Origin of the sequence: Duganella sp. S19_KUP01_CR8, assembly GCF_036688705.1 — a bacterium.
Classification (GTDB): domain Bacteria; phylum Pseudomonadota; class Gammaproteobacteria; order Burkholderiales; family Burkholderiaceae_D; genus Rugamonas.
On the sequence record NZ_JAQQPR010000015.1, the window covers coordinates 23322 to 44062 of the forward strand.

At 66.4% G+C, this 20741-nt stretch carries 22 protein-coding genes; 7 read left to right on the plus strand and 15 right to left on the minus strand.

Going from position 1 to position 20741, the window contains the following annotated elements:
• The first annotated feature begins 99 nt into the window (after positions 1-99).
• The gene (locus V6M89_RS16210) at positions 100-1419 is read left to right on the plus strand and encodes an ATP-binding protein (protein WP_332854128.1); all 1320 of its coding nucleotides are present in this window, start codon (positions 100-102) and stop codon (positions 1417-1419) included.
• A gap of 3 nt (positions 1420-1422) precedes the next feature.
• On the opposite strand, the gene V6M89_RS16215 is transcribed toward V6M89_RS16210, so the two are convergent.
• Genes V6M89_RS16215 through V6M89_RS16240 form a run of 6 tightly spaced genes read right to left on the minus strand, consistent with a single transcriptional unit; the run spans position 1423 to position 7558 of the window.
• On the minus strand, positions 1423-1917 hold the full coding sequence (locus tag V6M89_RS16215) for a response regulator (protein WP_332854129.1): 495 nt from the start codon (positions 1915-1917) through the stop codon (positions 1423-1425).
• Entirely contained in the window at positions 1914-3242 is a 1329-nt protein-coding gene (locus V6M89_RS16220; protein ID WP_332854130.1) for an HD domain-containing phosphohydrolase, read from the minus strand. Before V6M89_RS16220 ends, V6M89_RS16215 begins: the two co-directional genes overlap by 4 nt.
• Positions 3239-4732 (minus strand): ATP-binding protein, encoded by a 1494-nt coding sequence (locus V6M89_RS16225; protein ID WP_332854131.1) that lies wholly within the window; start codon positions 4730-4732, stop codon positions 3239-3241. The genes V6M89_RS16220 and V6M89_RS16225 overlap by 4 nt, the downstream gene beginning before the upstream one ends.
• Positions 4729-5562: an HDOD domain-containing protein gene (locus tag V6M89_RS16230; RefSeq protein WP_332854132.1), complete on the minus strand. Its 834-nt coding sequence runs from the start codon at positions 5560-5562 to the stop codon at positions 4729-4731. The genes V6M89_RS16225 and V6M89_RS16230 overlap by 4 nt, the downstream gene beginning before the upstream one ends.
• Positions 5559-5891: a hypothetical protein gene (locus V6M89_RS16235; protein ID WP_332854133.1), complete on the minus strand. Its 333-nt coding sequence runs from the start codon at positions 5889-5891 to the stop codon at positions 5559-5561. Before V6M89_RS16235 ends, V6M89_RS16230 begins: the two co-directional genes overlap by 4 nt.
• A complete protein-coding gene (locus tag V6M89_RS16240; protein ID WP_332854134.1) occupies positions 5888-7558 on the minus strand; it encodes an EAL domain-containing protein in 1671 nt (556 codons plus the stop codon). The genes V6M89_RS16235 and V6M89_RS16240 overlap by 4 nt, the downstream gene beginning before the upstream one ends.
• A gap of 237 nt (positions 7559-7795) precedes the next feature.
• Between V6M89_RS16240 and V6M89_RS16245 the strand changes: the two genes are divergently transcribed.
• Positions 7796-8158 (plus strand): hypothetical protein, encoded by a 363-nt coding sequence (locus V6M89_RS16245; RefSeq protein ID WP_332854135.1) that lies wholly within the window; start codon positions 7796-7798, stop codon positions 8156-8158.
• Between the two features lie 15 nt (positions 8159-8173).
• On the opposite strand, the gene V6M89_RS16250 is transcribed toward V6M89_RS16245, so the two are convergent.
• From V6M89_RS16250 to V6M89_RS16290, 9 genes are all read right to left on the minus strand, one after another.
• Positions 8174-8548, minus strand: coding sequence for a TraR/DksA family transcriptional regulator (locus tag V6M89_RS16250; protein ID WP_332854136.1), 375 nt, complete (start codon positions 8546-8548; stop codon positions 8174-8176).
• 73 nt (positions 8549-8621) lie between these two features.
• Positions 8622-9047 (minus strand): hypothetical protein, encoded by a 426-nt coding sequence (locus V6M89_RS16255; RefSeq protein ID WP_332854137.1) that lies wholly within the window; start codon positions 9045-9047, stop codon positions 8622-8624.
• A gap of 18 nt (positions 9048-9065) precedes the next feature.
• The gene (locus V6M89_RS16260; RefSeq protein WP_332854138.1) at positions 9066-9833 is read right to left on the minus strand and encodes a hypothetical protein; all 768 of its coding nucleotides are present in this window, start codon (positions 9831-9833) and stop codon (positions 9066-9068) included.
• Between the two features lie 69 nt (positions 9834-9902).
• On the minus strand, positions 9903-10682 hold the full coding sequence (otnI, locus tag V6M89_RS16265; RefSeq protein WP_332854139.1) for a 2-oxo-tetronate isomerase: 780 nt from the start codon (positions 10680-10682) through the stop codon (positions 9903-9905).
• Between the two features lie 153 nt (positions 10683-10835).
• Entirely contained in the window at positions 10836-12242 is a 1407-nt protein-coding gene (locus V6M89_RS16270; RefSeq protein ID WP_332854140.1) for a DEAD/DEAH box helicase, read from the minus strand.
• A gap of 203 nt (positions 12243-12445) precedes the next feature.
• Entirely contained in the window at positions 12446-13243 is a 798-nt protein-coding gene (locus V6M89_RS16275; protein WP_332854270.1) for an inositol monophosphatase family protein, read from the minus strand.
• Positions 13244-13455: 212 nt separating this feature from the next.
• Complete coding sequence (gene thrH / locus V6M89_RS16280) at positions 13456-14091, minus strand: bifunctional phosphoserine phosphatase/homoserine phosphotransferase ThrH (protein WP_332854141.1); 636 nt, start codon at positions 14089-14091, stop codon at positions 13456-13458.
• A gap of 13 nt (positions 14092-14104) precedes the next feature.
• Positions 14105-14722, minus strand: coding sequence for a LysE family translocator (locus V6M89_RS16285; RefSeq protein WP_332854142.1), 618 nt, complete (start codon positions 14720-14722; stop codon positions 14105-14107).
• Between the two features lie 64 nt (positions 14723-14786).
• On the minus strand, positions 14787-15548 hold the full coding sequence (locus V6M89_RS16290; protein WP_332854143.1) for a 2OG-Fe dioxygenase family protein: 762 nt from the start codon (positions 15546-15548) through the stop codon (positions 14787-14789).
• A 171-nt stretch (positions 15549-15719) separates the two neighbouring features.
• Here V6M89_RS16290 and V6M89_RS16295 point away from each other — a divergent pair, with 171 nt between their 5' ends.
• The 5 genes from V6M89_RS16295 to V6M89_RS16315 all read left to right on the plus strand — a co-directional run bounded on the left by V6M89_RS16295 (position 15720) and on the right by V6M89_RS16315 (position 20741).
• Complete coding sequence (locus V6M89_RS16295; RefSeq protein ID WP_332854144.1) at positions 15720-16601, plus strand: LysR substrate-binding domain-containing protein; 882 nt, start codon at positions 15720-15722, stop codon at positions 16599-16601.
• Positions 16602-16689: 88 nt separating this feature from the next.
• Positions 16690-17478 (plus strand): RNA methyltransferase, encoded by a 789-nt coding sequence (locus tag V6M89_RS16300; RefSeq protein ID WP_332854145.1) that lies wholly within the window; start codon positions 16690-16692, stop codon positions 17476-17478.
• A gap of 114 nt (positions 17479-17592) precedes the next feature.
• Positions 17593-18117, plus strand: a complete 525-nt coding sequence (locus V6M89_RS16305) for a twin-arginine translocation signal domain-containing protein (protein WP_332854146.1) — start codon at positions 17593-17595, stop codon at positions 18115-18117.
• The gene (locus tag V6M89_RS16310) at positions 18114-19769 is read left to right on the plus strand and encodes a GMC family oxidoreductase (protein ID WP_332854147.1); all 1656 of its coding nucleotides are present in this window, start codon (positions 18114-18116) and stop codon (positions 19767-19769) included. Before V6M89_RS16305 ends, V6M89_RS16310 begins: the two co-directional genes overlap by 4 nt.
• A 27-nt stretch (positions 19770-19796) precedes the next feature.
• The gene (locus V6M89_RS16315) at positions 19797-20741 is read left to right on the plus strand and encodes an esterase/lipase family protein (RefSeq protein ID WP_332854148.1); all 945 of its coding nucleotides are present in this window, start codon (positions 19797-19799) and stop codon (positions 20739-20741) included.

Below are 20741 nucleotides of genomic sequence, written 5' to 3' on the forward strand. Positions count from 1 at the left end.
GCTGGAACTAGTGCATAATCGATTCAGCCGCGCACGCTGATGCATGCCGTCCGCCTGCGCGATCTGCGCAGGACAGAACGCTGTCGCGAGGCTATCAATATGCAATTTGACGAATTCGAATTCTTTTCCTCCGATGCCACCGGCGCGCCCGCCGTAGCGGCGCCCGCACCCGAGGCGGCGTCGCCGCTGGTGCGCTTGCAGTACCTGGTCGACAACACGCCGGCCATCATCTATTGCACCGTGCCCAGCGGCGACTTCAAGATGACCTTCGTCAGCAACAACGCCCTGAACGTGCTGGGCTACCATCCCGAGCAGATGGTGGCCGACCCCAACTTCTGGTTCGACCACATCCATCCCGACGACGCCCCCAGCATCTTTTCCAGCCTGGCGCTGGTGTTCAGCGAAGGCCAGCGCGCCTACGAGTACCGCTTCCGCGTCAGCGACGGCAGCTATCTGTGGATGCACGACACGCTGCGCCTGATCCGCGACGACAAGGGCGTGCCGCTGGAGGTGATCGGCTCGCTGACCGACATCACGGCGCGCAAGCGCATGGAGGAGACGCTGCAGGCCAAGGGCGTCGAGCAGCAGGCGCTGATCGGCGAACTGCGCAACGCCCACGAGCAATTGCTGCAATCGGAAAAAATGGCCTCGATCGGCCAGCTGGCGGCCGGCATCGCGCACGAGATCAACAACCCGGTGGGCTTCGTCAACTCGAACATGGGCTCGCTGAAGAACTACGTCGGCACCTTGCTCGGCGTGATCGAGCGCTACGAGCAGGCGGCCCAGCCGCATCCGGCGCTGGCGGCGCAACTGGCGGCGCTGCGCGAACAGGCCGACCTGGAATTCCTCAAGGAAGACGTGACCGACCTGGTGCGCGAATCGATGGACGGCCTGAAGCGGGTCAAGGACATCGTCCAGGCGCTGAAGGATTTTTCCCACGTCGGCGAGACCGAGTGGCAGGTGGCCGACCTGCATCACGGCCTCGACAGCACGCTCAACATCGTCAGCAACGAGATCAAGTACAAGGCCCGGGTCGACAAGCAATACGGCACGCTGCCGCCGGTCACCTGCCTGGCCTCGCAGCTGAACCAGGTGTTCATGAATCTGCTGGTCAACGCCGCCCACGCATTGCGCGAGCAGGGCGTGATCACGCTGCGCACCGGCGCCGCCGACGGCTGGGTGTGGATCGAGGTGGGCGACAACGGCTGCGGCATCGCGCCGGAAAACCTGCACCGCATCTTCGAACCGTTCTTCACCACCAAGCCGGTCGGCAGCGGCACCGGGCTGGGCTTGTCCTTGTCGTACGGGATCGTCAACCGCCACGGCGGCCGCATCGAGGTGGCCTCGGTGGTCGGCCAGGGCACGCGCTTCACGGTGCACCTGCCGGTGCAGCCGCCGCAGGCGGCGGCGCCCGCATGACGGCTACAGGATCACGGCGCCGTCGTCGTCGCGCTTGACGTCCAGCAGGCCCGGTTCCTCGGCCTCCAGCCGCTGCGCCTCCAGCTCCTGCGGCGACAGCGGCGGCGGCGCCACCAGCGCCGCGCGCTGCGCCAGCGCCTGCCGCACGACCTGCTCCAGCTCGGCGGCGTCCCAGGGCTTGCTCATGAAACGGAACGCCTGCGCCTGGTTGATGGCGCTCAGCACCGTGGTGTACTCGGTCGAGGCGCTGAGCATGATGCGCACCGTGTTGGGCGCCACGTCCCGCAGCGCTTGCAGCAGCTCGCCGCCGGTCATCTGCGGCATGTTGTAGTCGCAGATGATCAGGTCGTAGTCGCAATAGCAGATGCGCTTGAGCGCGTCGTAGGGATCGAGGCAGGTCTCGATCTGTGGCGGCGCCTCGCGCAACATTTGCAGCAGGGCGCGCTGCAGGGCGTTGAGCACGTTGATCTCGTCGTCGACCAGCAGGATCTTGCTCATGCGTCCCCCTTGGGATTGCGGATCCAGATCGACAGCCGGCCGCCGGCCTTGGTCTCGAAGTCCTGCACCTGCTGGATCATGCGGGCGTCCAGCACGTGCTCGATCGACAGCAGCATCAGGCCGTCGCGGCTGATCAGGTCGCGCGCCAGCACCATGCCGGGCAGCAGCTCGCCGGACAGCACTTCGACTCCGGCGCCGGTGTCGGCGCCGCCGTCGATGATCTGGCGGAAGGCCGTCACCACGTTGGGATCGTAGCGCTTGCCGCTGGCGTCGAGGATCAGCGTCTTGGCTTCGTCCGGCCGCAGGTGGCGCTGCACCATCGCCCCCTGTTGCAGGTTGTAGTAGTCGGCCGCCAGCGCCAGGATGCGCGCGCCGAGCGGGATCGCCAGGCCGGCCAGGCCGTCCGGGAAGCCGTTGCCGTCGAAGCGCTCCAGCTGGCCGCGCAGGATGGTGGCGCTGCCGCGCAAGTCCTCCAGCGGCATCAACAGCTCGGCGGCGCGCTGCGGATGCTTGCGGAACAGGCCCAGCGATTCGCCGTGCAGCATGGTCAGCGGGGTTTGCAGCAGTTCGTCGGAAAAGCCGATCTTGCCGATGTCGTGCAGCAGCGCGGCGATGAAGATTTCCTGGGTGGCGCGCGCGTCCAGCTCCAGCCGCACCGCCAGCTGGCGCGCCAGCTCGGCCACCAGGCGCGCGTGGCCGGGCCGGTTGTGCGCGCGCAGTTCGATCATGCTGGAGAAAATCTTGATGGTGGTGACGAAGTTGCTCTTGAGCTTGCCGTTGGCGGTGGTGGTCGCCTCGTGCTCGGCCTTCAGCTGGCGGGTGCGCGCCTCGACCTTGGCCTCCAGGCTCTGGTTGAGCGTCTTCAGCTCCTCGTTCTGGCGCAGGGTCAGCGCTTCCAGCCGCACTTTCTCCTGCTCCAGCTGGCGCCGCTCCAGCGCGTGGCGCACCAGCAGCAGCATGTCGCCGTCTTCCCACGGCTTGGTGATGTAGCGGTAGATCTCGCCGCAGTTGATGGCGTCCTGGATCGACTGGATGTCGGAATAGCCGGTCAGCAGCAGGCGCATGGTGTCCGGCCAGCGCGTCCGCACCTGCGCCAGGAACTGGGCGCCGTTCATTTCCGGCATGCGCATGTCGGAGATCACCAGGTCGACCGGTTCCTTCTCCAGAATTTCCAGGCCCAGGGCGCCGCTCTCGGCCAGCAGCACCCGGTAGCCGGCCGGGCGGAACAGGCGCCGCAGCGAGGACAGGATGTTGGGCTCGTCGTCCACGCACAGCAGTGTGGCGATGCTGGCCGGCACGGCCGCGGCGGACAGCGCGCTGCTCATGGCGCGCTCCCGTCGTCGCTGGCCGCTTCCGGCTGGTTGATCGGCAGCCGCACGCGGAAGCGGGTACCTTTGCCGAGTTCGGTTTCGACGTCGATGTGGCCGCCGTGCTTCTGCACGATGCCGTAGGCCAGCGACAGCCCCAGCCCGGTGCCCTTGCCGACCGCCTTGGTGGTGAAGAAGGGGTCGAAGATGCGCGACAGCGTGTCGGGCGAAATGCCGCTGCCGTTGTCGGCGACGTCGATCCACACGTTGTCGCCGTCGGTGCCGGTGCGCACGGTGATGCGGCCGCGCTGCTCGCCGATGGCGTGGGCGGCGTTGACCACCAGGTTCATCACCACCTGGTTGATCTGCAGCGGCAGGCACTGGATGTCGGGAATGTCGCCGTATTCCTTGACCACGTCGGCCTTGTACTTGACCTCGTTGCCGACGATGTTGAGGGTGGAGTCTATGCCCCGGTGCAGATTGGACCAGACCCAGTCCTGGTTGGCGTCGACCCGCGAGAAGTCCTTCAGGTCCTGGACGATGTGGCGCACCCGTACGATGCCCTCGCGCGACTCGGCCATCAGCGACGGGATGTCCTCGCGCAGGAAGTCCAGGTCGATCTGCTCGCGGCGGGCGCGCAGCGCGGCCGCGGCGGCCGGGGCGCCGATGTCGGCCTCGGCCTGCTGGTAGGCGTCGAGCATCTCGAACAGCTGGTCCAGGTAGGTCTGCAGGGTGGTGAAGTTGGAAAAGATGTAGCCGATCGGGTTGTTGATCTCATGCGCCACGCCGGCCGCCAGCTGGCCGATCGAGGCCAGCTTGTCGGCCTGCACCAGCTGCTGCTGGGCGCGCGACAGTTGGCTGTTCAGTTCGGTCAACTCCAGGTTGCTGCGGCGCAGTTCGGCCTCGGCCAGGTGGCGCTGGCGGATGTCTTCCTGCAGCTGCTCGTTCATGTCGGCCAGCTGGGCGGTGCGTTTCTCGACCACGTTTTCCAGGTTGTCGTGGGCGCGCCGCAGCGCGTTCTCGGCCACCCGCCGCTCGGTGACGTCGCGCAGCGTTTCGATCGCGCCGACGATCTGGCCCTGGTGGTCGCGCAGCGGCGCCGCCGTGAAGTGCAGCCAGTGGCCGCTGGCGCCGATGTTGGGGAAGAAGTCCTCGGCCTCGTAGGCGCCCGGGATCAGCGCCGAGGCGCGGTACTTGCCGGGGTAGTGCTTTTCCAGCAGGTGGTCGTCGCCGGCCACGATCAGGTCGGCCAGCACCGGGCGCTGCTTGGGGTAGAAGGCTTGCCAGTGGTTGCTGGTGCCTATCATGGCCAGCTTGCTCCAGCCCAGCAGGTGCTCGCAGGCGCGGTTCCAGTGCGTGATCACATGCCGGGTGTCGATGGCGAAGGTGGCCACCGGATGGCCGTCGAAGAACTCGGACAGCGCGAACGCGGCGTGCGCCGGCGCTTCGGCGTCCGGCAGCGGCGGGATGGCGGCGGCGCTTGGGGTGGCGGGGGCGGCGGTGTTCATGTCGTCAGCATCTTGCACATGGTTTCGAACAGCTGTTCGGTCTCGCCGAACACGCCGGCCCAGGCGGCGTCGCTCAGGCCCAGCGCCTGCCACGCGGCCAGCGACAGCGGCGGCACCTGGTCGTCCTCCTGGCCCGACAGGTCGAGCGCGTGGGCCAGGATGTTGGCCGCGTAGATCACGCTCGACAGCGTGGCCGGCTTGCCGTCGGCGGCGCGGTGGTGGTCGGCCACGGCGGCCTGGATCGGAGGCGGGAACTTCCAGTGCTTGGCCAGCGCGCTGCCGACGCTGGCGTGGTCGATGCCGAACACGGCCAGCTGGGCCGGCGCGGCGCTGCAGTCGTGCTGGCGGCGGTAGTCGTGCACGCGGCGGTAGTCTTCGGGGAAGCGGGTGGCCAGCACCAGCGTGCCGAGGTCGTGCAGCAGGCCGGCGGTGAAGGCGGTGTCCGGGTTCACGCGCACATGCGGCGCCAGCACGCGCGCGCACACCGCGCTGGCGATCGAGTGGCGCCAGAAGGCCGGGAAGTCGAACTGGTTGCCGGGCGCGGGCTTGAAGCTCTCGGTCACCGAGCAGGCCGTCACCAGCGTGCGGATGGCGTGGAAGCCCAGCACCGAGATCGCCTGCTGGATCGAGGTGACCTTGGACGGCATGCCGTAGAACGAGGAGTTGGCCAGGCGCAGCGTCTTGGCGGTGAGCGCCTGGTCGAGCGTGATCTTGGCGGCCAGCGCGTGGGTGTCGATGTCGTCCTGGTCCATGCTGGCCAGCAGTTCGTTGACCACCGCCGGCAGCGAGGGCAGGTCGCGCACCGCCTTGATGATGTCGTCGGCGGTCATGCGGGCGGTCCTTCGCGGTAGGCGCGCAGGCGCTGCAGCAGCACGGCGCCGCCGTCGCTGTCGGCGCTGTGGCGGAACAGGCGCTCCAGCCGCGCCAGTTGCAGCGCGCGGGCGCGCGCCAGTTCGGCCGGATCGGGCGCGTCGGCCTCGCTCCAGACCACGCAGCGCTCGATGCCGCGCCGGCGCAGCGAGGCCAGCGTGGCGGTGGTCAGCGTGGCGTCCTGCGGCAGCAGCACGCCGCCGTGGGCGTCCAGCAGGGCGGCGGCCAGGGTCATGCCTTCGACGGCTTGCTCCAGGCCGATTTCATTGCGGTGGGCGGTGACGCTCATCGATTGGTCTCCATGATGCTAAGGGTGATCAGGCTGCCGCGTGAAGCCGAGTGCTCGCCCATCGGGTAGCACATCACGGCATAGCGCTGGCCGTCGATGTCGGCCAGGTGGTGGTGGGGTTGGCCGCTGCCAGCCTGGTCCTCGGCGCCGTCGGCCGGGAACAGCGCGGGCAGCACGTGGCAGGCCTCGTTGCCGAGCAGTGCGCCGCTGTGGCGGAACAGGCCGGCGGCGGCGCCGTTGATGAAGGCGATCATGCCGGAGTCGTCCATGCCGATCACCGCCAGCGGCAGGTGCTGCAGCAGTTCGCGCGCGACGTTCAGGCTGATCTCGTCGCGGCTGATCTGGCGCTGCTTTTCCTGCAGCAGCTGTTCCATGCGGCGGTTGGCGGCGGCCAGCTCCTGGTTGGCGCTGCGCACTTCCAGGTGCAGGCGCTGGTTGTCGTCGGCAATTTCCTTGACCCGGAAGGCGTCGGCGATGTGGCCGCGCAGCTGCTCGTCGTCCCACGGCTTGGTCAGGAATTTGTAGATCGCGCCTTCGTTGACGGCGTCGGTCACCGACTGCAGCTCGGTGTAGCCGGACAGCATGATGCGTATGGTGTCGGGCACCAGCTCCCTGGCCTTGCGCAGGAAGTCGGCGCCCAGCATGCCGGGCATGCGCTGGTCGGAGACGATGACGTCGACCGGATGCTCGGCCAGCACGGCCAGGCCCTGTGGGCCGTCGTTGGCGGTGTAGATCTGGTAGTGGTCGCCGCGCAGCAGGCGCTTGAGCGCGGCCAGGATGTTGGGCTCGTCGTCCACCAGCAGCAGGCGGCGCTGCGGCCGGTGCATGCGCAGCAGGTGGCCCGGCAGCGCGCGGCCGCTGGCCAGCAGCTGGTGCAGGTCGGTCGAGGCCAGCGGCGGCGCGAAGAAATAGCCCTGGATCTGGTCGCACATATTGCGGCGCAGGAAGTCGCACTGGGCTTCCGTCTCCACGCCCTCGGCCACCACCTTCATGCCCAGGTTGTGGCCCATGGCGATGATGCTCTTGGCCATGGCGGCGTCGTGGCTGTCGGCCACCACGTTGCGGATGAAGTCGGCGTCGATCTTGATGGCGTCGAAGGGATAGCGCTTCAGGCTGCTGAGCGAGCCGTGGCCGGTGCCGAAGTCGTCCAGCGTCAGGTTCAGGCCGCGCGTCTTGAAGCCGGCCAGCAGGTCGTCGCAGGCGGCGCCGGCCTCGTTGAGCGCGGTCTCGGTGATTTCCAAGGTCAGCGCGGCGGGGGTGATGGCGTAGTCGTCCAGCATGGCGGCGACGGCGGCGCCGAAGCCGGGGTCGCGGAACTGGCTGGGCGCGACATTGATCGCCACCCGCAAGTCGTTCTGGCCGCCGCGGCGCCAGGCTTGCAGGTCGCCGCAGGCGCGCCGCAGCACCCAGTGGCCGATGGCGGCCGTCATGCCGGCCGCCTCGGCCTGCGGCAGGAAGGCGTGGGCCGACAGCAGGCCGTGTTCCGGATGTTGCCAGCGCACCAGCGCCTCCAGGCTGACCACGGCGCCGCTCTGCAAGTCCACCAGCGGCTGGTACAGCAGGCGCAGCTCGTCCTGCGCCAGCGCCTGTTCCAGCGCGCTGAGAAACGGCTGGTCCGGGGCGGGCATCACGGGTGGGACATCGTGCGTTTGCGTGGCTGCATGCATGGGCGCGCCTAGCGAATTAATAGCTTCTGGATATCGAAAACCCGAATTGATTATACGGCCACACCAGTTTTGTGGCGTGTACGCCGGCCGCCTTTTTTTGCCGCCCGCCGATTTGCGCGCCATTGTTGCTTATTGGGGACTAAGCCAGCGCTGGCGGCAATTTTGGGTATGATAGTCGCTACAATAAAAAAACCTGGCACCCGTCGGACTAACGCGTTTTGATAGGGGGATGCGGCAATGGCACAGGCATGGGTAGTGCTCACTCGTCCAGACGGCCGCGACGTGGCGGCGCCGTCCGAAGCGCAGATGGCGGCGGTGCTGGCGGATGTCTACAGCGGCAAGACCGCCAGTCCCGACGGCGGCCCCGGCAGCGCCGTGCTGCGTTTCGGTTATGACGACGGCTTGATGTATGAGGTCGAGGTGTCCACCGGCGGCCGGGTGCGCTTTGCCGAATGGTCGGACCGCGATTGCGAAATCGCCCTGGCCGGCCCGCGCGTGATGACGGCGCTGGCGCAGGCCGACGCGCTGCAACTGTGGCGCTTGCTGGCGCAGCGGCAGGTGGCCAAGATCCGCAGCCAACCCTGGCTGGAGGCTGGTTGAACCGGGCTTGCGGGCTTAGCGGCGGCGCTGTTCCTGGCGCGTCTGGCAGGTGATGCACAGCCGCGCTTCCGGCCGCGCGTTCAGGCGCGAGTAGCCGATCAGCTCGCCGCAGCTCTCGCACAATCCATAACTGTGCTCGTCGAACTTGGCCAGCGCATGGCGCACGATGTGCAGCTGGCGCGCCGTGTGCTCGGCCGCCTCGTGCACCAGCGCGTTGAGGGTGCGCTGGCTGGCGTTGTCGGCCGGCGACGCTTCGGCCTCGTGCGGCGGCGGCGCGCGCACGTCGGCGCTGCGGTCGAGATCGTCCGCCAACTGGCTCAGCAGGGCAGCCCGCGCGCGCTCCAGCCGCGCCTGCAACGCCGTCCATTGATTGTCATCGAGTCCATTCATGCCGCGCACTCCTTACGGCATTGGACCTGCGCGGCGCGATTTTGTTCGGCGCGGGCCGGCTTGGACCTCGGCCTTAAGGCGGCGGGGCCAGCGCGTCCAGGTGGTGCTTGAGTTTTTCCAGCGGCGTGACGATGCGTTCCGGCTTGCCGGCGGCGACCGCCGCGCCCAGCGACAGCAGCTCGGCGCAGAGGTCGACCAGGTCCTTCACCTTGTCGATGCGGGCGACGGCTTCCTGGGCGCGGCGGGTTTGCTCCAGCAGCTGCTGCTGGGCGCCGCCCAGGCCGTTGGCGGCCAGCTTGGCGCTGTCCAGGTACAGGCTGTTGGCGCGCTGGCGCAGCAGCACTTCGTTTTCAAACAGCGCCTGCGCCGTGCCCTGCGTCATGGCGGGCGCGCCGCCCGGCGCCCGCTTGCGCAGGGCGCGCATCAGTTGCGCGTGCAACGCGTCGGCGCTGGCGGACAGGCTGTCGCCCAGCGCTTCGATATCGTGCTGATCGGTCATGGCTACTCCTTGCCGGGTTTATTGTTGCGGGATCTGGCCGAGCAGCGCGCGGTGGCTTTGCTCGATGGCGGCCAGGTTGTTTTGCGCCAGCGTGTTGCGCAGGCCGAACAGGTGGTATTCGGCCTGGCGGTCGTGCTGCTGGGCCTTGGCCAGCGCCAGCAGCAGGCGGTCGCGGCGGCTGTCGAGGAAGGGGATTTCGGTCTCCAGCATGCCGAGCACGATTTTTTCCTCGTTGTCGCTGGTCTTGCCGTACAGGCGCAGCAGCGTGCGCATGGCGCCCAGCAGTTCCTGCATCGCCTGGTGGCCGTCGCGCATCAGTTCCTGCACGGCGGCTTCCTGCGCCGGCCGGGTGAGTGCGCGCGCCAGCAGCCGCGTCAGGCCGGCGTAGGCGTTGACGTGGCGGTCGTCGATGCCGTTGTCCGGCCAGGCCTTGATGCCGCCGCTCATGGACTTGACCTGGTCCTCGAGGTCGTACTGGTGGTCGCCGGCCAGCTGGCCCAGCGCCTGCATATAGGCTTGCACGCCGGCCTGCAGCTTGACGAAGTCGTCGCAGGCGGCCTGGCGCTGGCTGTCGAGCTGGCGCTCGCGGGCGTCGGCGGCGGGATTCAGGAAGGGTTGTTCGCGCTGGTAGGTGTGGCGGTAGCGCTCGGTCAGTTCATGGTAGGCGCCCAGCTTGGGCGACTGGGCGGCGAAGGCGCGTACCTCCGCCATCCGGGGCGTGCTGCTGGCGCAACCGCCAAGCAGGGCCAGCAATCCGAGGATCAGCAATGCACGGGTGAGTTTCATGGGCGCGCTCCACAAAGTGTGTAGCTATTTTTGTCCCGGCTGAATAGCTCCGTGTTGCGAATGCGCAGATCAGGTGGCCAGTGCCTGGCGCCAGCCCAGGCCGGCCGTGGTGTCGCCGGCCGGCAGGTATTCGCAGCCCAGCCAGCCGTCGTAGCCGATGGCGTCGATGTGGCGGAACAGGTGGCGGTAATTGATCTCGCCGCTGCCCGGTTCGTGGCGGCCGGGAGTGTCGGCGATCTGCATGTGCTTGATCATAGTCAGGTGGGCGCGGATCGTGTTGCTCAGTTCGCCCTCCATGCGCTGCATGTGATAGATGTCGTACTGCAGGAACAGATTCGGGCTGCCGGTCTCGGCGATGATGTCCAGCGCCTGCTTGCTGTGGTTGAGGAAGTAGCCCGGCATGTCGTAGTGGTTGATCGGCTCGATCAGCAGTTCGATGCCGTGCGGCGCCAGCGCGGCGGCGGCGTAGCGCAGGTTGTCGACGTAGGTGGCGTGGGCGCGCTCCGGCGCCACGCCGGCCGGGAGCTTGCCGGCCATGCAGTGCAGGCGCGGGGCGCCCAGTTCGGTGGCGTATTCCAGCGCGCTTTGCACGCCGGCGCGGAATTCGTCCTGGCGGCGCGGATCGCAGGCCATGCCGCGGTCGCCCGCGTTCCAGTCGCCGCAGGGCAGGTTGAACAGCACCAGTTGCAGCTGGTGGCGGCGCAGGCGCTCGGCCAGTTGCTCGGCTTCGTAGGCGTAGGGGAACAGGAATTCGACGCCGTCGAAGCAGGCCTCGCGGGCCAGCGCGAAGCGTTCCAGGAAGGGCGCTTCGTTGAACAGCATGGACAGGTTGGCGGCGAATTTGGGCATGGCAGGCTCCGGGGAAATAGCTGGCAGCCGCTATCGTAACCGCAAATGCCGACACCCCGCACGCCGCTCCGCCTGGGGTCTGACCCCGTACGGGGTCAGACCCCGCTGTGGCGGGGCGAAAAAAAACCACCGCGAGGGTGGTTTTCCTGGAGCTTATCGGCCGCGGCCGCCGGAGCGGTGCTGGGCTGCCGAGCGCGGGGCGCTGGTGCCGGTGCGTGGACCGCCGCCGGCCGGCGCGCCTGGCGCGCGTGGCTTGCCGCCGCCGTTGCCGCCGCCGCCACCTGGCTTGGCGCCGGCTGCGGCAGGCTTGCCGCGTCCGCCGCCGCCGTTACGGCCACCGCCGCCACCGCCGTTGCGATGGCCAGGGCCGCCGCTGCGCAGTTGCACTGGCTGTGGACGCGCGTTCAGGTCCGGCTCGAAGCCAGGGATCACTTCACGCGGCAGGGTTTGCTTGATCAGCTTCTCGATGTCCTTCAGCATGTCGTGCTCGTCCACGCAGACCAGCGATACCGCTTCGCCGGTGGCGCCGGCGCGGCCGGTACGGCCGATGCGGTGCACATAGTCTTCAGGAATGTTCGGCAGGTCGTAGTTGACCACGTGCGGCAGCTGGTCGATGTCGATACCGCGCGCGGCGATGTCGGTGGCGACCAGCACTTGCAGCTTGTTGTCCTTGAACTCGGACAGCGCCTTGGTGCGCGCCGACTGGCTCTTGTTGCCGTGGATCGCCATCGCGCCGATGCCGTCGCCGCCCAGCTGTTCAACCAGCTTGTTGGCGCCGTGCTTGGTGCGGGTGAATACCAGCACCTGCGACCAGTTGTTCGATTTGATCAGGTGCGACAGCATCGGATGCTTCTTGTCGCGGTCGACCGGGTGGATCAACTGGGCGATCACTTCGACCGCCGAATTGCGGCGCGCCACTTCGATCATGGCCGGCTTGTTCAGCAGGCCGTCGGCCAGGGCCTTGATCTCGTCCGAGAAGGTGGCCGAGAACAGCAGGTTCTGGCGCTTGGGCGGCAGCGCGGCCAGCACTTTCTTGATGTCGCGGATGAAGCCCATGTCCAGCATGCGGTCGGCTTCGTCCAGGATCAGGATTTCCACGTGCGACAGGTTGACGGTGCGCTGTTCCATGTGGTCCAGCAGGCGGCCCGGGGTGGCGACCAGGATGTCGACGCCGTGCTTGAGCTGCTTGATCTGCGGATTGATGCCGACGCCGCCGAAGATCACGGTGGAGTTCAGCTTGGTGTACTTGCCGTAGATGCGGACGCTTTCCTCGACCTGGGCCGCGAGTTCGCGGGTCGGGGTCAGGATCAGCGCGCGGATCGGGCGGGCAGTGGTGTTGCTGGTGATCGCCGCGCCTTTGGCGTCGGTCGACAGGCGGTGCAGGATGGGCAGGGTGAAGCCGGCGGTCTTGCCGGTGCCGGTTTGTGCGCCTGCCAGCAGGTCGCCGCCATTCAGAACGGCAGGGATCGCCTGCTGTTGAATAGGAGTGGGCGAGGTGTAGCCGGCTTCGGTAACAGCGCGGACGATAGCGTCGGACAAACCGAGGGAAGAGAATGACATGATGACTTTTTGTTAAGATAGGCCTGTCGCATTTGAAGCGCCAGTCGCAGGCAATCAGAGTGGATGACACTGCGGCTAAAGGACTGGTCAGAGCGCCGCAGGCCTGAGTATAACAGCTAAGGTCAACTCATGTTTCATATAGGAAATGAAAAAGGGCCGTAAGGCCCCTTTTTTTTGTAACAAACATTCTATTTTTTTGTTGCTCAGGCTTTCGGCTGCTCACCGAACGGCGACAGCAAGCCAACCATCTGGCTGAAGATCTTCGGGCTGGCGGCGATGATGTCGCCCTTGTACAGGTAATCGGATTCGCCGCTGAACTCGCCGACGATGCCGCCCGATTCCGTCACCATCAAGGCGCCGGCGGCGATATCCCAAGGCTTCAGGCCTTTTTCGTAGAAACCGTCCAGGCGGCCGGCGGCCACGTAGGCCAGGTCCAGCGCGGCGCTGCCCGGACGGCGCACGCCGTGGCAGCGTTCGGCCATGATGCCGTACATCTTCAGGTATTCGTCCAGCGCCTTGGCGTTGCCGGCCACGTAGCCGGTCGACAGCAGCGCGTTGGCGATGCGGTCCAGCTTGGTGACGCGGATGCGCTTGTCGTTCAGGTAGGCGCCGGCGCCCTTGGTGGCGGTGAACAGGTCGTTGCGGACCGGGTCGTAGATCACGGCCTGGGTGATCACGCCGCGCTGCGACAGCGCGATCGAGATCGAGTATTGCGGGAAGCCGTGCATGAAGTTGGTGGTGCCATCGAGCGGGTCGATGATCCAGGTGAATTCAGTCTCGTCGTTGGCGTTCTTGGACGGGCCCGACTCTTCGCACAGGAAGGCGTGGTCGGGATAAGCTTTGGACAGCACCTCAACGATGGCCTGTTCGGCCGCCTGGTCGACGTCGGTGACGAAGTCCTTGTGGTTTTTCTCGGTGACGATGACGCGGTCGAGGTCGAACGACGCGCGGTTGATGACGGCGGCGGCGCGGCGGGCGGCTTTGATCGCCGTGTTGAGCATTGGGTGCATGTAAGCTTTTCCGTTAAAAGAACGCTAACGCCCACCGGGGGCCTCAGCCTGCCCGGCAGCACATTAGTGTACAAGAGTGAATTAAAGAGCGGAGCGGCGACGACAGGTAAAATCCCGGGGAATTTGTGTGTCGATGCCGCGCAATAGCGCTATTTTAAATGAACCTGCCCGAAATCAACATGAATCTTTTCGGGCAGGCGGATTTATTTCGCTATTTCTTCGCAAATCCACTGCGGAACGCTGTCTTGCCGCAGCTGCCGCAAAATATCGCCGTAGTGCCGCACCACGCACAGGTCTTGCGCCGAATCGAGGGTTTGCCGCGATGGCCGGAACAGGAAGCCCCGATCGGCGGCCCGCAGCATGGCCAGATCATTGAAGGCGTCGCCGATGGCCAGGACGCGGTGTCCGCCCTGCTGCAGTCGTTGGACGGTTTCCTCCTTGCCGCGCCTGGGGAGGAACAGACAGCTGTCGATAAAGCCGTCGGCATCGACGGACAAACGGTGGCATTGCAGTTCGGGCGATCCCAGCAGGGAGGCAAAATGGGCCGCGAATTCGATAAAGGCGTCCGAAACAATCAGCACGCGATAGCGCGACCGCAACGTTGCCAGAAAATCGGCGGCCCCGTCGAGTGCCGGGAGCGCGGCGACAATCGCCTGGACATCCATCAGTTTCAAGCCGTGCTTGCGCAGCAGGGCGATGCGATGAACCATGAGGCTGTAGTAATCCGGCTCTTCCCTTGTCGTAATTTTCAAGCCGGGGATGCCGGCGACCGATCCGATGAACGGCCACATCTCCGGCGCCAGCACGCCCTCCAGGTCGACACACGCGATGTTCGTCATCTGCTGTTCCTTTTCAGTGGCTGAGATTGGCAAACGCCAGCGAAACGCCCAATGCCATCAGAATCGAGCCGATGGACTTGTCGATCGCGCCTTGAAGATTGACGATCCGCGAGCGCAGCAGCTGCCGCGAAAAGAACAGCGCAACCAGGCCAAACCAGAAAAAGTGGGTGAACGACATGAACAGGCCGTAGCCAAACTGGGTCGACAGCGGCGTCGCCGGATGCACCACCTGGGTGTAGGTGCTGACCACGAACATCGTCGTTTTCGGATTCAGTGCGTTGGTCAGGAAGCCATTGCCGAGCATGGCGAGCGGGGAGACGGCGCGCTCCTGGCTCAGGTCGATCGTCAGCTTGGCCTTGTTGGCGAACGTTTTCCAGCCGATGACAATCAAATACAGCGCGCCGGCAATTTTGATGGCGGTGAACAGCGCGGGCGAATGCGCGATGACCAGTGCCACGCCGAACATCGTATAGAACACATGGACCTGTACCCCGAGCGCGATGCCCAGCGCGGCCAGCAAGCCGGCGTTGCGGCCATAGAGATAGCTGTTCCGCGTGACCATCGCGAAATCCGGGCCCGGGCTGATGGTGGCGAGTATGGTGATCAAGGCGACGGCGATAAGTTCAGTCATGTTTTTCTGCTTTCTGAAAGCGGGAGAGGTCGCGGGACACGGTGCCGCGCGACACGCGGGGTAGTTATTTTTTGCGGAACGTCACGACCAGCACGTCGCGACTGCCGGGCTGATCGACGTCAAGCTGAACAATCGGGGTGACGCCGTGCAGCACGTGGTGATCGTTGACGATGGCCGCGTCGAAGGTGTCGGCCAGGGTGAAACTGTCTATCCTCTGGCGGTCCAGATCATAGATTTGCGTGCAACCGTTGACCACGTTCTTGCGGTTGACCATGAGCATCAGGACGAAATTGACGCCGTCGCGATGTATCCCCTCCGGCGTAGGCTTGCCCTCGGCGGCCAGTTTCGCGTCGATGCGGAACTGATGTGCTTCGATGTGCCAATGGGCGTATGGCGACAAGCGCCCGAAAACGCCGCAGCAGAACCGCAGGATCGCCGTCATCGTCGAGCCGTGCAGGATATGCGGCTCGATCGGCTGGTAGTGGCGCGCGATGCCGCCGTTCAGATTGTTGTAGCTCAGGCTCTGATAGTGCGGCTGGTGCGGCTCCACATAGACCACGTGGCTCGACGGCAGGGCCCGCAAGGTGGCATGCCGGCGCGAGCGGTAGCGGCCGCCGTCGGCCATGTATTCGTCGCACGGCAGATTGTTCCAGCTGTCCTGGAAGGCCGCCAAATCCGTCATGGGCTCGATGGCGCCGTCGGACAGGTATTGCTTCATCCGCTCGGCCGGAATGAAACTCCGGTCCTTGCGGGTGAGCAGATTGCAGAGATGGTCAATGGCCATGTCCGGCGCAGAAATATGGCCTTCATCCAATAGAATAGTCATGTTTGTAGTTTCCAGTCATGCATCGTTCGACGCAGGGTTATCAGTGAAAAATCATCGACCAACCACAGGTGGCGGACGACAGGCTTGCATTGCCTTTTAATTATCGATATATTCATGATAAGAAAAAAGCGATTTATACTTTCGATAACATGTGAGGAAAACTGACAGATAATGAGCAGACAGCCGCCCTTGAATTCCTTGCGTTTCTTTGAGGCCGCCGCCAGGCTGGGCAGTTTTGTGAAGGCCGGGGACGAGCTGCGGCTCACGCACGGGGCGGTCAGCCGGCAGATTCGTCTGCTGGAGCAATCGCTGGGCGTGGACTTGTTCGAGCGCCGCAACCGCGGCGTGTTTTTGACGCCGCAGGGCGAACAATTGTCGGCCGCCGCGCAGTACGCTTTCGAGCACCTCAACGCGGCGCTGGAGTCGTTGCGCAAACCCGTGCACCACCTGCCCCTGGTGGTCTCCTGCGAACCGACCATCTCGATGAAATGGCTGATACCGAGGCTCGGCGATTTCTATCGTCGGCATCCCGACATCCAGTTGCATATCTTCGCGTCCGGAGGACCGGTGGCGTTCCAGCGCGATGGCGTCGATGTGGCTTTGCGCAGGAACGACTTCAAGTGGGACGCCAGCGTGCATGCGGAAAAGGTGTGCGACGAATGGGTGGGCCCGCTCTGCGCGCCTGCGTTATTAAAGCGCAAGCAGCTGTCGTTGCCGGCGCAAAGAATCCTGCATACGTCCTCGCGCAAGAACGCCTGGGCCAGCTGGCGCGCCGTCACCAAAACCACGGCCGCGCACACCGGCAGCCAGACCTACGAGCATTTCTACCTGACGCTGCAAGCGGCCGGCGCCGGACTCGGGGTCGCCATCGGTTCGGTCTTCATGGCGCAAGAGGAGATCGACAGCGGGCGCCTGGTGGCGCCGTTCGGCTTTGTGCGCGATGGCTCCGAATATTGTTTGCTGTCGATGCTGCCGTTCGAGGCCGATCCGCGGCGATCGGCCTTCCTGAACTGGATACGTGCACAAATGCGGTTTGGCGCGCCCGGGAGTTAGGCCGCCGGGGAGGGGGCGGGTTAGAATTCGGGCTTGTGGGGCGTGCCGCCATCCCTTGTGTATCGATATTGAACCATACGCCATTTAAATGAACCTGCCTCAAATCAACACCAATCTTTTCAAACAGCTGCGATTCATCCTGGTCGAGACCAGCCGCGCCGGCAATATCGGCGCCGTGGCGCGGGCCATGAAAACCATGGGTTTCAGCGACCTGGTGCTGGTGACGCCCCGTTTCGAGCACGCGCTGGAAGACCCTGAGGCGGTGGCCTTCGCCAGCGGCGCCGGCGACATCCTGGCCGGCGCGCGGGTGGTCGGCAGCATGGCCGAGGCGCTGGACGGCATCAATTTCGCCGCCGCCGTGTCGGCCCGGCTGCGCGAATATTCGCCGCCGGTGCTGACCCCGCGCGAGGTGGCGGGGCAGCTGGCGGCCCAGCCCGAGCTGCGCGCGGCCCTGATTTTCGGCAACGAACGCTTCGGCCTGCCGAACCAGATCGTCGAGAAATGTAATGTTTTGATCAATATTCCGGCCAACCCGGACTACTCGTCGCTGAACCTGTCGCAGGCGGCGCAGGTGTTGGCCTACGAATGCCGGATGGCGCTGCTGGACGGCGCGCCGCCGGCCATGAATACGCGCCAGCCGAGCGGCGACGCCAACGAGATCGGCTTCCAGGGCGAGGCCGCCAGCGCCGCGCAGATCGAGGGCATGTACCAGCACCTGGAGCAGTCGCTGGTGGAGATCGGCTTCCTCGACGCCGGCAACCCACGCAAACTGATGCCGCGCCTCAAGCGCATGTTCGCCCGCGCCCAGCTGGAAACCGAGGAAGTCAACATCCTGCGCGGCATCGCCCGCCACATGGTGGGCAAGCGCAAGGACTGAGGCGTCGCTTGGCGCCGTGCCGCCGACTAGACGCCTTACTCTATTTTTTGCGCGCAAGGTTGTCCGCCCGTTCACGTACACTAGCTGGATTAAAAAAACGAGACGGACGGAGACATGACTACCCGCAGATCTTTCCTCAAGATCGGCGCGGCCGCTGCGATTACCCTCGCAGTCGGCGGCGTCATCTATCGCCTGGCGAACCCGCCGGCGCTGCCCCATCCCTTCACGCTGGACGGCGACGCCAAGGCCGTGCTGGCCGCCATCGTGCCGGCGATGCTGGGCCCGGTGCTGCCGGCCGAGACGGCCGCGCGCGCGGCGGCGCTGGAGGCCGCCATGACGCGCACGCTGGCGGCCATCCACGGCCTGCCGCTGGGCACGCAAAAAGAAGTGCAGGACCTGTTCGGCCTGCTGGCGCTGGCGCCCGCGCGGCGCTGGCTGGCCGGCGTGTCCGGCAGCTGGGAGCAGGCCGCGCCGCAGCAGGTCGCGGCCTTCCTGGAAAGCTGGCGCCATCACCGCCTCGACGCGCTGCAAACGGCCTACCTGGCCTTGCATGACCTGATCCTCGGCCCGTGGTATGCGGAGCCGTCCTCGTGGGCCGCGATCGGCTATCCCGGTCCGCTGAAGGAGCTGCAGAAATGACCAACACCAATATCCCGATCGCCGCCGCCAAAGGTCCGATACCCGACCCGATACGGGCCGGGCTGGCCGCCGGCTGGCGCGTCACCGACTGCGCGCGGCTGGACGCCGACCTGACGCTGGAAGCCGACGTGATCATCGTCGGCAGCGGCGCCGGCGGCGGCGTCAGCGCCGAGATCCTGGCGCTGTCCGGCCTGCGCGTGCTGATCGTCGAGGAGGGCGCGCTGCGCTCCTCGTCCGACTTCAACATGAAGGAGGCCGAAGCCTACCCGCAGCTGTACCAGGAATCGGCGGCGCGCAAGACGCGCGACAAGGGCATCAACATCCTGCAGGGCCGCACCGTCGGCGGCACCACCACCGTCAACTGGACCAGCAGCTTCCGCACGCCCGACATCACGCTGGCGTATTGGACCAAGCAGTTTGGCTTGAAGGACTACACGCCGGAAAAACTGGCGCCGTGGTTCGGCATGATGGAGCAGCGCCTCAACATCAGCGACTGGGCCGCCGCGCCCAACGAGAACAACGACCTGCTGCGCCGCGGCGCCGCCAAGCTCGGCATCCCGACCGGGCTGATACGCCGCAACGTCAACGGCTGCTGGAACCTGGGCTACTGCGGCATGGGTTGCCCGACCAACGCCAAGCAGTCGATGCTGGTCACCACCATCCCCGGCGCGCTGACCCAGGGCGCGACGCTGCTGACGCGCGCCCGCGCCGAGCGCTTCGTCATCCAGGGCGACAAGGTGGCGCAGCTCGATTGCGTGGCGCTGGACGACGCCGGCAAGCTTGCGACCGGGCGCCGCATCACCTTGCGCGCCAAACACTACATCGTCGCCGGCGGCGCCATCAATTCGCCGGCGCTGCTGCTGCGCTCGGGCGCGCCCGATCCGCACGGCCTGCTGGGCAAGCGCACCTTCCTGCATCCGGTGGTGATCTCGGCCGGCACCTTCGAGCAGCGCGTGGACGGCTACGCCGGCGCGCCGCAGACCGTGTACTCCGACCACTTCCTGCACAACAGCCCGATCGACGGCCCTATCGGCTACAAGCTGGAAGTGCCGCCGCTGCATCCGCTGCTGCTGGCCACCACCACCGCCGGCTTCGGAGCCCAGCACGCCGGCGACATGGCGCAATTCCCGCACAAGCAGGCGATCCTGGCGCTGCTGCGCGACGGCTTCCACGCCGACGCGCCCGGCGGCAGCGTGGCGCTCGACAGCCGCGGCGCGCCGGTGCTCGATTATCCGATCAGCGATTTCCTGTGGGACGGCGCGCGCCGCGCCTTCCTGACGATGGCCGAGATCCAGTTCGCCGCCGGCGCGCAGGATGTGTCGCCGGTGCACGAGTCGGCGCCGCGCTACACCAGCTGGGCGCAGGCCAGGGCCGGTATCGCCGCGCTGCCGCTCAAGCTGCTGGCGACGCGGGTGGTGTCGGCCCACGTGATGGGCGGCTGCACCATGTCGGACGACGAGCGCCAGGGCGTGTGCGGCGCCGACGGCCGCTATCACGGCCTGGCCAACCTGTCGGTGTACGACGGCTCGCTGTTCCCGACCTCGATCGGCGCCAATCCGCAGCTGTCGATCTTCGGCGTGGTGGCGCGGTTGGCCAGCGGCCTGGCGCAGCAGCTGACCGGCAAGCCGGCGGCGCGGCCGCTGCGCGCCTGATGCCGGCGGCGAGGGTATGATGGCGGCATGATCAAACGCTGGATTATCCTGTTGCTGGCAGTGCAAGCCGGCGCCGCGCTGGCGCTGGCGGCCGGCCTGTACCAACTGTGGCGGCCGGCCTGGCAGGCTCCGCTCAATGCGCCGCTGACGGCGCTGGCCTATGTCGGCATCGGCCTGGCTGCGGTGCTGCTGGTGCGGGTGGCGCTGTCGGTCAACAACTTCCTGCTCAGTTCGCGCGCCGGCAAGGGCGACCCGACGCCGGCCGCGCATGCGCTCAATCCGGCCAGCGCCGCCAGCCTGTTCCTGCATGAATTCAGCTCCTCGATGCTGACCTCGACCTACTACATGCTGCGTCCGCTCGGCATGCAGTTGCAGCCGCAGGCGCGCGGCCTGCCGGTGCTGCTGATCCACGGCTACGCCTGCAACAGCGGCTACTGGCGGCCGCTGAGCGCGCAGCTGGCGCGGGCCGGCATCAGCCACTACGGCATCGACCTGGAGCCGCCGGGCGCCTCGATCGACGCCTACGCGCCGCAGGTGCAGGCCGCCATCGAGCGGCTGTGCGCGGCGACTGGCAGCAAGCAAGTCATCATCGTCGGCCACAGCATGGGCGGGCTGGTGGCGCGCGCCTGGTTGCGACGCTACGGCGCGGCCGCCGTGGCGCGCGTGATCACGCTGGGCACGCCGCATCACGGCACCGCGCTGGCCCATTTCGGACCGGGCGGCAACGCCGTGCAAATGCGTTACCGCAGCGAGTGGCTGGCGGCGCTGGCGGCGTCTGAGGCAAATTTGCAACGCAGCCTGTTCAGCTCCATCTATTCTGTCCATGACAACATCGTCGCGCCGCAGGATTCCAGCGCGCTGCCGGGCGCGCGCAACCTGGTTTTCGGCGCCATAGGCCATGTGGCGCTGGGTCGCCACCCCGTCATCCTGCGCTGCGCCCTGGACGAAATCGCCTCCGTGGCCCGATTGTGA